The organism is Vibrio sp. A1-1, from assembly GCF_021728175.1.
Taxonomy (GTDB): Bacteria; Pseudomonadota; Gammaproteobacteria; order Enterobacterales; family Vibrionaceae; genus Vibrio; species Vibrio diabolicus.
The window spans coordinates 162,477-176,775 of the sequence record NZ_JAKKCL010000001.1; the positions used below are offsets into that span (position 1 = coordinate 162,477).

The following is a 14,299-nucleotide window of genomic DNA, read 5'->3' on the forward strand; positions in this document are numbered from 1 at the left end:
TCTAATGAAAAAAGAGTATTCTTAGGACAAATGAATCCAAAACCTACCCGATGAGTATTCAACCTAATTCCCGTCAGTTAATTTCATGCGAAGAATGCGGCCTTGTTGTTCGTATTCCCGATATCGATCAAGGGCAAAAAGCTCAATGTCCTCGATGCGCGCATTCTCTGACAAAAGTGAATGCTAAACCCTATCAAAGCGTGATCGCCATTTCATCGGCATGTTTGATCATGTTGGTGTTAAGCATTTCTTTCCCTTTTATGTCGTTCAGTGTGCAAGGGCTATCGCAAGAAATCACCTTATTGCATGCAGCCAAAATGCTGGCTGAATTTCAAAATGTACTTTTAGGTGTGTTACTTCTCGCAACGGTCGTCGTATTGCCTGCTATCTATGTCGGTCTCATTCTCTTTCTTCATCTCGAAGCATTAAAAGCGCGTAAACATACGCCATCCAAAAAACAGCAACGAATGGCGAAAGTTTTATGTCGCCTTCTGTTTCGAGTCGAACCCTGGCTGATGGTCGATGTATTCTTGATTGGCGTATTAGTCAGCTTAATAAAAATCGCTTCTCTGGCAGACATTGGAATGGGGACTTCATTCTGGGCGTTCTGCGTTTATACCGTACTGGTAGTCAAATGTATTTCTATGGTTGACAAAAGCTGGCTCTGGGGACACTTCATTCCAGCCATCGTGCTGCCCGATGTAAATGAGGGCGATACGCACCATAACCACAACCATATTGGTTGCCATACGTGTCACCAACTCAACCCAATTGAAGCGAAAAAGCACCAATACTGCATTCGTTGTAAAAGCCCTATTCATAAATACAACCCAGCAGATAATTTACAAAAAGCTTGGGCGCTTTTGTTTGCGTCAGTCATTTTCTATATCCCCGCGAATCTTTATCCAATGATGTATACCGTAAGCCTTGGGCATTCAGAAGGCTCGACTATCATGGAAGGGGTAATACTGCTTTGGCATTTAGGTTCTTACCCTATTGCGATGGTAATTTTCTTTGCTAGCGTATTCATTCCAATGGCGAAAATGCTGGCACTCGCGTGGCTGTATTACAATGCGCAAAAAGCGCGATATCTTCCTCCTGAAGAAAGTATTTCACGCTTAAAGATATACCGCTTAACTGAGTTTATTGGTCGTTGGTCCATGATCGATATCTTTGTCGTTGCCATCTTAGTTGCACTGGTTCAGTTGCAAAACTTAATGGCGATTTATCCAGGCCCTGCTGCGCTCTCTTTCGCGGCAGTGGTCATTTTCACTATGCTTTCTGCAATGATATTTGACTCACGTTTGTTGTGGCAGTTGCCACAAAACGAAGTGCAGGAGCCGATTTCTGACAACTTAAACGAGAAAGCCAAATATGAGTGATGAGAACAACGTAACCGCTCAAATAAAACCGCAAAAGCAGATTTCTGCGATCTGGATTGTCCCGATCCTTGCGCTAGCCATGGGAGCGTGGATGCTGTTCCAATACATCAACAGTACAGGCCCACAAATTACTCTCCAACTGCCGACCGCAGATGGGATTGAGGTTGGTAAAACCGAGATCCGAGCATTGAATGTTAAAGTCGGTCTGATTACCGAAGTCACTCTCAGTGAGAACTATGATCACATCATCGCCAAAGCGCAGATGAATAAAGACGCGGAGCGCATGCTGCGAGATGACACGATGTTTTGGGTGGTGAAGCCTCGAATTGGCCGTGATGGCGTTTCAGGTTTAGAGACCTTGCTCTCTGGCGCTTACATCCAACTTCAGCCGGGTAAATCCAAAGTAGAAAAGGAGCACTTTACGGTATTAGATGTGCCACCGGTCGCTTCTCCTGATGCAGAAGGCCTGCGTCTTGTATTAACGCACCGCGAAGCTGGCAAACTAGGTGTTGGTGACCCGGTTATTTATAAAGGCTTTACCGTTGGTCGTGTAGAGAAAACCAGCTTTGATGTTGATACTCGCAAGGCGCTGTATCAACTCTTTATTTTCAAACCTTATGACAGTTTAGTGCGCACTCGTACTAAGTTTTGGCTGAATTCTGGTGTTGATTTACAGCTCAATGCCGAAGGGTTTGAAGTTAAGTTTGGCTCGCTAGAGAGCATGCTAACGGGTGGCGTTACCTTCGATACTGTTCCAGGCCTTGAGTCCGGTGAACCACTCACAGAAGACATGGTTAACTTCCGCTTATACGATGATATTAAGCAGCTGAGAGAGGGTATGTACGATGACTACATTGAGTTCGTCATGTTATTTGATGAATCTGTCCGTGGCTTAAAAGCGAATGCGCCTGTTGAGTACCGCGGTCTTCGTATTGGTACCGTAACGAGAGTACCGATGCGTTTACCAACACCAGAAGAAAACTTCTCTGCGAAAAAAATTCCTGTTTTGGTGCGCGTTGAGCTCGGTCGAGTGTACGGAGATTTAGAATCCCAATCTTTATCTATGTTCAAAGAGAAGTTGAAGGAAGAGTTTGCTCGCGGTCTCCGTGGCACCTTAAAGACTGGTAACTTGTTAACTGGCGCGCTTTATATTGATGCAGACTTTTATCCTAATGATGATCAGTACGTTCCAAGTGAATTTGAAGGTTTAGATGTTTTCCCAACCATGCGTGGTGGTTTTGCCCAAGTCCAGCGCCAAGTCAATGACTTCCTAAATAAGATTAATAGCTTACCAATGGAAGAAACGCTTAACTCTCTCAATTCAACGTTAAAAACGTCGGAAAAGACGTTGGCGTCGGCAGAACGTGTCGCGGACAGTATTGATAAACTTTTAAATCAAAAAGAGACGCAAGAGATCCCAACAGATATTCGCCAAAGCTTGCAGCAGTTGCAAAAAACACTCGATGGTTATGGACCAAACTCAACCATGTACAATGAAATGGAAGCCACGCTCAAAGAACTAGAAAGCGTGATGACAGAGTTTAAACCCGTACTTAAACAGCTAAACGAAAAGCCAAACTCTCTCGTGTTTGGAGAAGATGAAATCAGTGACCCAATCCCAGTTAAAGGCCAAAACTAATGAAACGAGTATTCTTTTTGTCTATCGCGCTATTTGTCGGTCTAACGGGTTGCAGTAGTGCTCCAGAAACTAAAGGGGCTTTGTACCTTCTACCTAAGGCGGAACCAGTGACGCTGAGCTCTTCTGATATCTCACAGCGCCCTACTTTAGTTGTTCGTCCAGTAAAACTGGCAAGTTATTTAAACGACAGTGGTATCGTTTACCGAACCTCTGAGACTCAAGTTATCCAGGCAAGAAACAATCAATGGGCGCATAGTATTTCCGAGCAAATCACTCAGAGAGTCGTCACAGAACTACGCCACAAACAGACTCATTACTGGCCGACTGAAATGAACAACCTGTTGGATCAAAATGGTGAAGCCAAACTACAGCTGACGTTAAATAAATTTAATGGTAGCTACAAAGGCAATATCGAAATTGAGGGTGAATGGTTACTCATCAATGCTGAAGGTAAGGTAGAAAACAGTGCACCAATACAAATCTCTCAGCCTCTAAAGGACGAAGGCTATGGAGCACTTGTCGACGCACTGTCCGTCGGGTTGGAAGAAATGACTTCGGACATTGCCAAAAAAATCTAAGATCGATGTTAATTACAGGGAAGCAAGTTGCTTCCCTTTTTTGTGCTGCAAGAAGTTTTTTCGATCGAAATAGATGTAGATAATCAAGCGAGACAAATTGATCTTAGTCAGACTGCAATCCGTTCTTTGGTGCTACTCTACGGCAAAATATAAAGCCCCATCCTATGACCTTATGTAGAGGTCTTGTTGATAAGGTTCTTGAGTAGCAATGTCGATTAACATTTCCGATTTAACCACCGCCCTAAATAAGGTGGAGCATATTCATAAAGTTCAGCTTGAAAATGTGCATCAGTTCTTTAAAGCAAACGAAGCTTTCTCGGTAAAAACGTTCAGCCAACTTATATCTAGTGACTCACTTGATGAGCGATTTAAAACCATCGACAAGGCCTTCTCTTTGCTTGGTGATGTGAAAACCTACCTTTTAGAAGCGTCTTACTTAGTTAAGTAAAAATAAAAAAGCCCCTGTAACTTAATTACCAGGGCTTTCATTTTTATCGCCGCTAAGTTGTGGAGTTACAACTTGTAGCGATCATCAATGACCGTTGTCTCTGGGAAGGTTTTACCCTCGTCCATCGCTTCCTCAGTCTCTTCTTTTACTTTGCTATCGATCCAGAAATTACCAATATCCATTGGATGAAGCACCCATTCTGTCGCTTTTGTCATGCCATCTTTAGGAATTTTAACCCAGCGCCAATGTGCAACTCGAGAATAAGGCACCATGTATCCAGGAACGATGATATTCGCTTTGCTGACATAGTTTTGGATTTGATGCGATAAATCGTAACGCTTCTCCTGATCAAACTCAGAGTCATAAGCTTCAATCAACTGGTCCAGCTCAGGGCTGCTGTAGTTGGTGTGGGCATTCGTTTGTGGTCGATTCGCATTATCCGAGTGTAGATATTCCCAATACGCAGGAATCTCACCAGAACCCATATTCAAGAACGCTAACTGATGCTTTTTCTCAAGAATGTATTTAAACGCAGATGAACCATCAACCAAGTTTAACGTGAACTCAAGACCAGCAAGTTTCGCTTGCTCTTTCAAGTACGCAATACGCGGTGTCCAAGAGTTGTATCCATAGGTGATAGCAAAGCTCAAGCGTTGGCCCTTGTCATTGACACGAATACCATCTGCGCCAACTTTGTCAAAGCCTGCTTTTTCGAAATGTTTAACCGCCGCATCGGCATCAAACTTAGGCGGTGTATTGTTAGGATCATCGTATTCGCCATGACCAAAGCCGAGTCCATGCGGCTTGCGTGAATAATCCCCACGCATGATATTTTCAATCATGCCGTCATAGTCAGTAGCTGCCATAACGCCTTTGCGCACTTCTAGGTTATCCAACATCGGCATCGCTGTGTTCATCCAAAGGCCACCAGCGCCTTGTGGTGCTTCGTTAAAGCCCCAGTACTTTTGGATATAGCCTTTTTTGTACACATCACTATCGGTTTTGTCATGCCAAAAGCTTGGTAGCACCATCTCAAAGTAATCTAAGTTACCTTTTTCAAAGTGCTTCATGGCAATATCAGGATCGCGAATCACCTTAATGCGGACTTTTTCTACGTTGTAACGGTTTTTATAGTAGCGGTTGTTATACCCCCACCAATCTTCGCCCACGTGTTTGAATGTCACGCTCTTACCTTTCTTCACTTTATCAATGTAGTAAGGCGCCGCAGTTGGCTCAGATTTAAAGTTGAACTTTCTGACGAAGTTATCAGGCATGCCATCGTTATTTGCGTCCTTTTCTCCTTCAAAGAAGTGTTCCGGACGAGGCTGAAAACCATTACTCGGCATGTTAATCATAACCATGAGCGAGTCATGACTTTGAGCTACAGCAAGATTGACTTTGATCGTGTAGTCGTCAATTTTTTCAACACCAACAACGCTGTTCGTGAAAAAGTCGTTGTACCACGGGTCGATAATGTCTTTTGACGTGTAGTACTTCATCATAAAGACGTAATCATCTGCCGTAATTTTTTCACCATCTGACCACTCGGCCGTTTCATCAAGCTTAAAGAATACGGTTTTGTTGTCCTCTCCAAATGCCCATGACTTAGCAAGTTGGGGGATCCATTTACCAGTGTTTGGATGACGCTGAGCAAGCTTTGGTGAACCATCCATTAAATATTGGCGCAAACCGGAGTTCGCATCTGGACCAACACTTCGTAATGTCTGAGGAAAGCTCTGAATGTAAGTACGATAAGTACCACCTCGTACCGCTTCTTCAGAGGCGAACAGAGGTTCATTGTTATTTGAAATCCATTCTATATCAGCAGGTAGCTCTGCCGCACTCAGTTGAAAACTGGCAGCGGTCAGTGTTGCAAGTACTGAAAATGGCAGTTTTTTAGTCATGTTTCTTCCTTGTTGTGTTTGCGATTAAGGTCGTAGCAAGGAAGACGGCGTGTGAAAGCTGCAAATAGAAAATACGCAGATAGGAAATAATAGGAGCGTAATATGAAGTGACTTCCTGCCAGCTTCTATATTAATTTCAAAGAGTTTCACTAGGTCATCCTAGACCTTACAACGCAGTGAATGCATCTTCGCCATAGTATTCTTTAGGCTTTTGTAACGCAAGTCATCAATAATACATGGTCGCATTTTCTATGCATCACAGTGAGTTATGTTACAAAAGTGTGATCGATATAGTACCAAGCCCTACTTTTCTCATAATAAACCGTAGAACCTTTATCCGAATAAGCTCCCCCCTACACCAATTAAAGCAAGCAAGTAAGCGAGCAGATATAACTGGTTAAAATGAGCAGTTACTTACTACGGTTGGTATTTTTATTAGATACAAAAAAGGTGAGGCATCACAGCCTCACCTTTCTTTATACAATACAAGACTGTGCTTACATACTAGACAAGCTATCATTGATCGATTTCAACACTGCAGCAGGATCCACAGCTTGAGTAATTGGACGCCCAATAACAAGATAATCAGAGCCTGAATGAATAGCCTCTACTGGTGTCATGATACGGCGCTGGTCACCTTGCTCAGAGCCGGCAGGTCGGATTCCTGGTGTAACTAACTTAAAGTCTTGACCAAGTTCGCTCTTAAGCAATGAAGACTCTTGAGCTGAACATACGACACCATCTAAACCAGCGTTTTTGGTCAATGTCGCCAGACGAATAACTTGATCCTGAGGCGCAATGTTCAAACCAATACCCGCTAAATCACTTTGTTCCATACTGGTTAGTACCGTTACTCCAATCAGAAGTGGGCGATCTTTACCGTATGGCTCAAGAATTTCACGTGATGCCGTCATCATGCGCTCACCACCGCTCGCATGCACATTCACCATCCAAACCCCTAATTCCGCGGCTGCGCGGACCGCCTTAGAACACGTATTTGGAATATCGTGAAATTTCAAATCCAGGAAGACTGAGAAACCACGTTTGTGGAGTTCACGTACGAAATCAGGACCAAATAGCGTAAACATTTCCTTGCCAACTTTTAGGCGACATGACGCAGGATCAATTCTATCTACAAACGCAAGTGCGTCTGCTTGGTTATCATAATCCAGTGCGACAATAACTTTTTGGTCGATCATTTCATCTCCTAACTATTTTGGTTCTTATTAAATAAAAAGTTAAAAAAATGCAGCGGACAGAAATTCTGCCAGCTGCATTAAAATTATTCACCATCCAATCCGCGGATTGGCTTGATCGTCCCCCACCCTTTACAGGATGGGCAGTGCCAATAAAGGGAATGAGTAGAAAACCCACACTTCCGGCATCGGTAGTGTGGTTTCACTTTTAACTGTTCACCCACCATCGCTTGTAGCGTCGATAGACTGTCCTTCGCGCGACCGTCTTCTGCTTCAGCAATGTGGTAGTCAATTAATCGATAAAAGCCTTTCATGGTTGGATTTTTCAGCAGCTGTTTTGTCAGCAGCTCTTGTGCAGCCCCGACGTTCTCGTGGTGAGCAACCAACTGAGCCAACATTAACTCGGCTGATACGCCTGCTTTCTTATCAATACAAGCTCGCAGAAACTCGACAAGTTCATCTTCCTGGCCCAGATGATGGTAGCACTCTGCAATGGTTGGTAAGACATCGCTGATAAAGTCTTTGTCTTGCTCAAGCACACCCGTCAGGTATTTTATCGTGTGTTTATAATCTTCAGACTCTAGATAAATTCGTCCCAAAGCAATACTCGCTCGAACACACTTTGGGTCTTCTGCTAGGGCTTTTTTAAAGTGCTGTATTGCCTTATTAGTATTACCATCGGCTTGGTCGAGCATGGCAATTTCACACCAAAAATGAGCAATATTCGCACGCATTCTGGAGCGTTTATTACCCAACTTAGCCAATTGATTGGCGTAATAAATTGCTTTTTCCCATTCACGCGTTTGTTGGTAAATGGTTACCAATTGCTGAAGGGCCGCTTCTTTGTAATCTGGCTCTTCGACTAACTGCTCGAAGATTTTCTCTGCACGATCAAGAAAACCTGAGACCATGTAGTCTTTCGCTAACTGTTGAAGGGCGAGGTTCTTTTGGTCCAGTGTTAAGCCTGAACGAGAAATAAGATTTTGGTGAATTCTGATTGCGCGGTCGACTTCACCACGAGACCGGAACAGGTTACCCAACGCAAGGTGAGTATCGATTGTCTCGTTATCAACTTGGAGCAATTCAATAAAGTGATCAACAGCCTTATCTGATTGGTCAGAGAGCAGCAGATTAAGACCCGTCATATACTGACGAGAGATTTGATGAGATTGCTTCTGCTTGTCTTGCTGAGCGCTGCGATGCCCCATATACCAGCCATACGCAGCAGCTATAGGCAATAACAAGAAGAGTAGTTCAAGCATTAAAGTTAAGCCTTATCCTTATGCCTGTTTTTCGATGGCTGGCTTATCAGCAGGTTTGTTTGCATCTGTAGGTTCGTACTTTTTCAGTTTTTTCTTTAAACGACGAACTTGTAGCTGAGTTTTCAGCTGGATACTACCAAAGATAACCCACGCTAAAGCAAAGCCAACCACAAATACCACACCTAATAGTGTAGATAAGTGGAACTCTCCTTTGGCTAGAAGATAGTTAAAAGTCACGAGCTCTTGGTTTTGGGAACCTAACGCCAATGCAATTAAAAAGAGAGCTAAAACAGCAACGATTTTTATAATTTTCATTTACATCACCCTTCTAGGAGTAAGTCGGTAAGATTATGCAGGAAAATGCTTCTTCAGACTACGTATATTAGCAATAATCTATACCCAAGTAACCTCAAGATGCTTAGTTTGTAGACACGCCTAGAAGTTAAAGTTACTTGGGTGTAGAAAGCTGCAAAGAAAACAGCCAGAATCAACAGCTCGCTTCGTAAACTGCTTGGATACATTACAAAAAAGCGGCATACACAAACGTATGCCGCTTTTTTCAAACTAATAAGAGTGCGTTAGCCAATATTTACACGCTCACGAAGCTCTTTACCAGGTTTGAAATGTGGAACGTATTTACCTTCCAATTCCACTTTATCGCCCGTTTTAGGGTTACGACCTACGCGAGGCTCGCGGTAATGAAGAGAAAAACTACCAAAGCCACGGATCTCGATACGGTCACCGCTCTCTAGCGTAGAGGCCATGTGCTCTAAAATATCTTTTACAGCATCCTCTACCTCTTTCGCTGATAAGTGTGTTTGCTCAGCGCAGAGTCTTTCAATCAGTTCAGACTTAGTCATAGTTGCCCTCTTTGAGTATCTTTATCACTTATTATAGTAAGTAATACTAATTCCAACAAACACTTGCTGACAATTCTAGACAAATTTTATGCAAAATGCGCAATGAAGAAATGCCTTTTATTAAGATAGTTTACCGTCATTAGTATTACTACTTAAATATGCTCAAATATAAAAAAGGAGCCTTGCGGCTCCTTTTTTGCTTAAGCGAGTATATTATTCGCCTTTAGCAGCTTTGAAAGCGTCAGCCATTGCGTTACCGAATGCATTGTCATCTTGCTTGTTGATAGATGCCATTGCTTCTTGCTCGTCAGCTTCGTCTTTAGCTTTGATAGATAGGTTGATTACGCGGTTCTTACGGTCTACACCTGTGAACTTCGCTTCAACAACATCACCAGCGCTTAGGATTAGAGAAGCATCTTCTACGCGATCGCGAGATACTTCAGAAGCACGGATGTAACCTTCAACGCCTTCTGCGATTTCAACAGTAGCGCCTTTAGCGTCAACAGCAGTTACAGTAGCGTTAACTAGAACACCTTTCTTGTTGTCAGCAACGTAAGCATTGAATGGGTCGTTTTCCATTTGCTTGATGCCTAGAGAGATGCGCTCACGCTCAGCGTCTACTGCTAGAACAACTGCAGAGATCTCGTCGCCTTTCTTGTACTCACGTACAGCTTCTTCGCCAGCAACATTCCAAGAAATGTCAGATAGGTGAACTAGACCGTCGATGCCGCCTTCTAGACCGATGAAGATACCGAAGTCAGTGATAGACTTGATCTTACCAGTAACTTTGTCGCCTTTAGCTTGTGCTTCAGCGAATGACTGCCATGGGTTAGCTTTACACTGTTTCAGACCTAGAGAGATACGACGACGTTCTTCGTCGATTTCAAGAACCATAACCTCAACTTCGTCGCCAACATTAACAACTTTAGAAGGGTGGATGTTCTTGTTAGTCCAATCCATTTCTGAAACGTGAACTAGACCTTCAACGCCTTCTTCGATTTCAACGAAGCAGCCGTAGTCAGTTAGGTTAGTTACGCGACCAGTTAGTTTGTGACCTTCTGGGTAACGCTTAGCGATTGCTACCCATGGATCTTCGCCTAGTTGCTTAAGACCTAGTGATACGCGAGTACGCTCACGGTCGAACTTAAGAACTTTAACTTGGATCTCGTCACCAACGTTAACGATTTCAGATGGGTGCTTAACGCGCTTCCAAGCCATATCAGTGATATGTAGAAGACCGTCAACGCCACCTAGGTCAACGAACGCACCGTAGTCAGTAAGGTTCTTAACGATACCTTTAACTTCAGAACCTTCTTGTAGAGTTTCTAGAAGCTCGTCACGCTCAACGCTGTTTTCAGATTCGATAACAGCACGACGTGAAACAACTACGTTGTTACGTTTTTGGTCAAGTTTGATAACTTTGAACTCTAGCTCTTTGTTTTCTAGGTGAGCAGTGTCGCGGATTGGGCGTACGTCTACTAGAGAGCCAGGAAGGAAAGCACGGATACCGTTTAGTTCAACAGTGAAACCGCCTTTAACTTTACCGTTGATGATACCAACAACAGTTTCAGCTTCTTCGTAAGCTTTCTCAAGTACGATCCAAGCTTCGTGACGCTTAGCTTTCTCACGAGAAAGTTGAGTTTCACCGAAACCATCTTCAACAGCGTCTAGAGCTACGTCTACTTCAGCGCCAACTTCAACTTCAAGTTCGCCAGCAGCGTTCTTGAACTGTTCAGCAGGGATAGCAGATTCAGACTTAAGACCAGCGTCAACAAGAACGAAACCGTTCTCGATAGCTACTACAGTACCTTTAACGATGCTGCCTTGTTGGAATTCTGTTTCGTTTAGAAACTCTTCAAAGAGTTGAGCAAAAGATTCAGTCATTTAGTTAATCTTCAATAAATTAAACTTCCACGGGTATCCTACCGCATGGGGTTATTAAATTCGCCAGTCATCATCCTTGCGACCAACGCTCTTAGTCTAGCTGAGTATCATTACTCAGCTAGCTTCGATTCGATATATTGTAGTGCCTTTTCTACTACTTCGTCGATAGTCATCGACGTAGAATCTAGCACAAGCGCATCCTCAGCAGGGCGTAGTGGCGCCACTGGGCGGTTACGATCTCGGTCGTCACGCTCTTGGATCTCGCTTAAAAGGTCAGCAAATTTAACATCTAACCCTTTCTCTTGCAACTGTTTAAGGCGTCGATTTGCACGCTCTTCTGCGCTCGCATCAAGGAAGATTTTCGCTTGTGCACTTGGGAATACAATTGTGCCCATATCACGACCATCAGCCACTAGGCCCGGAGCGGCCTCAAATGCACGCTGACGACGTAATAATGCTTCACGAACACGTGGCAGAGCCGCAACTTTAGATGCTGCCATACCCGTTTCTTCTTTGCGAAGCTCCCCTGACACATCTTCGCCTTCTAGAACGACCTTAACTAAGTCACCCTCTGCGATAAATTGAACGTCTAGGTGTGTTGCCAGTGGGACAAGTGCGTCTTCTGACTCTGTGTCGACACCGTGGTGAATCGCAGCGAGTGCAAGTACACGATAAATTGCGCCAGAATCTAAGAGTTGGAAACCCAACTTTTTCGCCAGCAACATACATAAAGTGCCTTTACCTGCACCACTAGGTCCATCTACGGTTACAACCGGAGTTTGAGAGGACATGTTCTTCTCCACCTATAGTTTCTTTTCAGCAATTTGCTCGGTTTTCGAGGCGCGCATTATACGGGTAATCGCCCTTTGGAGCGAGGAAAAATGTCGTGTAAAGCATTACACCTAATGCGCAATTGGATTCATCAATAAACATAAGGTTCAACAAAAACGGCGAGAGCTTCCACCCTCGCCGTTTTAAATGTCATGATCTTAGGTTCGATTAAACAATCGGTTTTTGGCCACGCTCAGCTAACTTTAAGATCACACTATCAGCAACTTTGCCCGCGACACCTGCTAGCTTGTCTGCCAGTTTTTTCTTCTGCACATAATGCACAGAAAGTACGGTTTTATCTTTGCATGCCGCAACAACGATATCATCAGATGTACTAATATCATCCACCAAACCAAGCTCTTTCGCTTGTGTACCGAACCAGTGCTCACCTGTGGCTACTTTGTCTAGGTCCAAACTAGGACGACGCTCGCGAATGAAGTCTTTAAACAAGACATGTGTTTCTTCAAGCTCTTGCTTAAACTTATCGCGCGCTTTATCGGTATTCTCACCAAACATCGTTAGCGTGCGTTTATATTCACCCGCGGTTAGTTGTTCGTACTCAATGTCATGTTTCTTCAACAGTTTGTTGAAGTTAGGAATTTGCGCGATAACGCCAATAGAGCCCACAATTGCAAACGGTGCAGAAACAATCTTATCTGCGACACATGCCATCATGTAACCGCCACTTGCCGCAACTTTGTCAACAGAGATGGTCAGAGGAAGACCCGCAGCTTTGATTCGGTCCAGTTGAGAAGAGGCAAGGCCGTAACCATGAACCATACCACCGCCAGATTCTAAACGAAGTAATACTTCATCACCTTCACGTGCGACAGCCAAAATAGCAGTGATCTCTTCACGTAGAGACGCGACTTCTTTTGCGTCTATGCTACCGTTGAAATCAAGAACGAATAGGTGTGGTTCACGCTTGCTATCTAATGAACCGTCTTTGCTCGCTTGTTTGATCTCTTTTTCACGAGATTTGTTTTTCTCTTTCTCTTCTTTCTTGACCGCTTTATCTCGAGCCTTGATGAAAGCATCGTCATGTAAATGATGTTCTAACTGCTCAACAGATTGTTTGTGTTGCTCTGAAAGGTTGGTAATCTCTAACTCCCCTTTCGCCGCACCCGATTTGCCACCAGCCGATTTTGCAATAATGAGCAGAACAATTATCGCAGCAACCACCGTGATAATTTTGGCCAGAAACAGACCATAATCTAATAAAAATTCCAACGAGAGCTCCTTTATCTCATTTCAGATGACGTTAGTATGTTACGCAGAAACATCAGCGAGAAGGCAGCGCGGTTTGTAACCACTTGTTCTGATTGATAGCATACCTAACGAAAGTTCTGGAATTGGTATAACACATGAATTGGTGTATTGTAACCATCTTGTCACGATTACCAAGATTTTCCATTGAGAAACAGGCGTTTTTTAGCGTCAATTAACTATCATGGACCCTCTTACAATAATAAGGATTTATCGCCGTGAACTACTCCGTTTCAGCTGATGCTCTAAAAGGTAAAGTCATTCTTGTTACTGGCGCTGGTAATGGCATCGGCCGTCAAGCCGCGCTTTCTTATGCCGAGCACGGTGCAACTGTTATTCTCTTGGGTAGAAATGTGCAAAACCTTGAATCTATCTATGATGAGATTGAAGCCGCTGGCTACCCACAAGCTGCTATCATTCCTCTGGATCTCAAGGGCGCAACTAAGCAAAATTACATTGATATGGCAGAGACAATCGAAGGACAGTTTGGTCGTTTGGATGGCCTATTACACAACGCAGGTGTCTTGAGTTCGCTGTGTCCATTTGATCAAATCAAAGAGGAAGATTTCGACGATATCATGCAGATCAACGTGAAAGCAGAAGTGTTAATGACTCAAGCACTACTGCCTGTGATGCGTAAATCAGAAGCTGGGCGTATTATCTTTACCTCTTCGACCGTCGGCCACTCTGGTCGCGCTTTCTGGGGGCCATACGCTATCTCTAAATTTGCCGTAGAAGGCATGATGCAAGTTTTGGCTGACGAGCTGAGTGATACGCCGATCCGTGTTAACGCAATTAACCCTGGTGCAACTCGTACTCGCATGCGTGAAAAAGCATACCCGGGTGAAGATGCAAATACTCTCAAAACGCCATTGGATCTCATGCCGCTATATTTGCACTTAATGGATCCAGCGGTTACCGATGTGAATGGTCAGTGCATCGACGCTCAACCGAAGCGTAAATAACGAATTCAGGTTACCTCACATAATCGATTGAAAAGGCAGCAAACGCTGCCTTTTTTCATTTCTCTTTTCATAAAAATCTTGCGA

13 protein-coding genes are annotated in these 14,299 nt (G+C 43.8%); 5 read left to right on the plus strand and 8 right to left on the minus strand.

The features are described 5' to 3' along the window. Positions 1 to 50 precede the first annotated feature (50 nt). The 4 genes from L3V30_RS00710 to L3V30_RS00725 all read left to right on the plus strand — a co-directional run bounded on the left by L3V30_RS00710 (position 51) and on the right by L3V30_RS00725 (position 4,047). Positions 51 to 1,382 (plus strand): paraquat-inducible protein A, encoded by a 1,332-nt coding sequence (locus L3V30_RS00710; RefSeq protein WP_006742665.1) that lies wholly within the window; start codon positions 51 to 53, stop codon positions 1,380 to 1,382. Beyond that, positions 1,375 to 3,021, plus strand: a complete 1,647-nt coding sequence (gene pqiB / locus L3V30_RS00715) for an intermembrane transport protein PqiB (protein ID WP_005397101.1) — start codon at positions 1,375 to 1,377, stop codon at positions 3,019 to 3,021. Before L3V30_RS00710 ends, pqiB begins: the two co-directional genes overlap by 8 nt. After that, positions 3,021 to 3,599: an ABC-type transport auxiliary lipoprotein family protein gene (locus L3V30_RS00720; RefSeq protein ID WP_167426384.1), complete on the plus strand. Its 579-nt coding sequence runs from the start codon at positions 3,021 to 3,023 to the stop codon at positions 3,597 to 3,599. Before pqiB ends, L3V30_RS00720 begins: the two co-directional genes overlap by 1 nt. A 208-nt stretch (positions 3,600 to 3,807) precedes the next feature. Beyond that, positions 3,808 to 4,047 carry a hypothetical protein gene (locus L3V30_RS00725; protein ID WP_005397103.1) on the plus strand — a complete coding sequence of 80 codons (240 nt, stop codon included), beginning with the start codon at positions 3,808 to 3,810 and terminating at the stop codon, positions 4,045 to 4,047. A 65-nt stretch (positions 4,048 to 4,112) separates the two neighbouring features. Here the strand turns inward: L3V30_RS00725 and L3V30_RS00730 are convergent, their stop codons facing one another. From L3V30_RS00730 to sohB, 8 genes are all read right to left on the minus strand, one after another. Beyond that, positions 4,113 to 5,951, minus strand: a complete 1,839-nt coding sequence (locus tag L3V30_RS00730; RefSeq protein WP_114323270.1) for an extracellular solute-binding protein — start codon at positions 5,949 to 5,951, stop codon at positions 4,113 to 4,115. 497 nt (positions 5,952 to 6,448) lie between these two features. Next, positions 6,449 to 7,150, minus strand: a complete 702-nt coding sequence (gene pyrF, locus L3V30_RS00735) for an orotidine-5'-phosphate decarboxylase (protein ID WP_054867672.1) — start codon at positions 7,148 to 7,150, stop codon at positions 6,449 to 6,451. 83 nt (positions 7,151 to 7,233) lie between these two features. Next, on the minus strand, positions 7,234 to 8,409 hold the full coding sequence (lapB, locus tag L3V30_RS00740; RefSeq protein WP_005376665.1) for a lipopolysaccharide assembly protein LapB: 1,176 nt from the start codon (positions 8,407 to 8,409) through the stop codon (positions 7,234 to 7,236). 18 nt (positions 8,410 to 8,427) lie between these two features. After that, the gene (locus L3V30_RS00745; protein WP_005397112.1) at positions 8,428 to 8,724 is read right to left on the minus strand and encodes a lipopolysaccharide assembly protein LapA domain-containing protein; all 297 of its coding nucleotides are present in this window, start codon (positions 8,722 to 8,724) and stop codon (positions 8,428 to 8,430) included. A 263-nt stretch (positions 8,725 to 8,987) separates the two neighbouring features. Beyond that, positions 8,988 to 9,269 carry an integration host factor subunit beta gene (ihfB, locus tag L3V30_RS00750; RefSeq protein ID WP_005385816.1) on the minus strand — a complete coding sequence of 94 codons (282 nt, stop codon included), beginning with the start codon at positions 9,267 to 9,269 and terminating at the stop codon, positions 8,988 to 8,990. A 213-nt stretch (positions 9,270 to 9,482) separates the two neighbouring features. After that, positions 9,483 to 11,153 (minus strand): 30S ribosomal protein S1, encoded by a 1,671-nt coding sequence (rpsA, locus tag L3V30_RS00755; protein WP_005385817.1) that lies wholly within the window; start codon positions 11,151 to 11,153, stop codon positions 9,483 to 9,485. A 110-nt stretch (positions 11,154 to 11,263) separates the two neighbouring features. Beyond that, on the minus strand, positions 11,264 to 11,944 hold the full coding sequence (cmk, locus tag L3V30_RS00760; RefSeq protein WP_005397113.1) for a (d)CMP kinase: 681 nt from the start codon (positions 11,942 to 11,944) through the stop codon (positions 11,264 to 11,266). A gap of 208 nt (positions 11,945 to 12,152) precedes the next feature. Then, a complete protein-coding gene (sohB, locus tag L3V30_RS00765) occupies positions 12,153 to 13,214 on the minus strand; it encodes a protease SohB (protein WP_005385819.1) in 1,062 nt (353 codons plus the stop codon). 254 nt (positions 13,215 to 13,468) lie between these two features. On the opposite strand from sohB, the gene L3V30_RS00770 reads away from it, so the two are divergent. Next, positions 13,469 to 14,215 carry a YciK family oxidoreductase gene (locus L3V30_RS00770; RefSeq protein WP_006743161.1) on the plus strand — a complete coding sequence of 249 codons (747 nt, stop codon included), beginning with the start codon at positions 13,469 to 13,471 and terminating at the stop codon, positions 14,213 to 14,215. Positions 14,216 to 14,299: the final 84 nt, after the last annotated feature.

Coding starts and splice junctions, on each gene's coding strand:
- L3V30_RS00725 (WP_005397103.1), top strand. CDS start 3,808: ATGTCGATTAACATTTCCGATTTAACCACCGCCCTAAATAAGGTGGAG.
- ihfB (WP_005385816.1), bottom strand. CDS start 9,269: ATGACTAAGTCTGAACTGATTGAAAGACTCTGCGCTGAGCAAACACAC.
- L3V30_RS00730 (WP_114323270.1), bottom strand. CDS start 5,951: ATGACTAAAAAACTGCCATTTTCAGTACTTGCAACACTGACCGCTGCC.
- L3V30_RS00710 (WP_006742665.1), top strand. CDS start 51: ATGAGTATTCAACCTAATTCCCGTCAGTTAATTTCATGCGAAGAATGC.
- L3V30_RS00720 (WP_167426384.1), top strand. CDS start 3,021: ATGAAACGAGTATTCTTTTTGTCTATCGCGCTATTTGTCGGTCTAACG.
- rpsA (WP_005385817.1), bottom strand. CDS start 11,153: ATGACTGAATCTTTTGCTCAACTCTTTGAAGAGTTTCTAAACGAAACA.
- lapB (WP_005376665.1), bottom strand. CDS start 8,409: ATGCTTGAACTACTCTTCTTGTTATTGCCTATAGCTGCTGCGTATGGC.
- L3V30_RS00745 (WP_005397112.1), bottom strand. CDS start 8,724: ATGAAAATTATAAAAATCGTTGCTGTTTTAGCTCTCTTTTTAATTGCA.
- cmk (WP_005397113.1), bottom strand. CDS start 11,944: ATGTCCTCTCAAACTCCGGTTGTAACCGTAGATGGACCTAGTGGTGCA.
- pqiB (WP_005397101.1), top strand. CDS start 1,375: ATGAGTGATGAGAACAACGTAACCGCTCAAATAAAACCGCAAAAGCAG.
- pyrF (WP_054867672.1), bottom strand. CDS start 7,150: ATGATCGACCAAAAAGTTATTGTCGCACTGGATTATGATAACCAAGCA.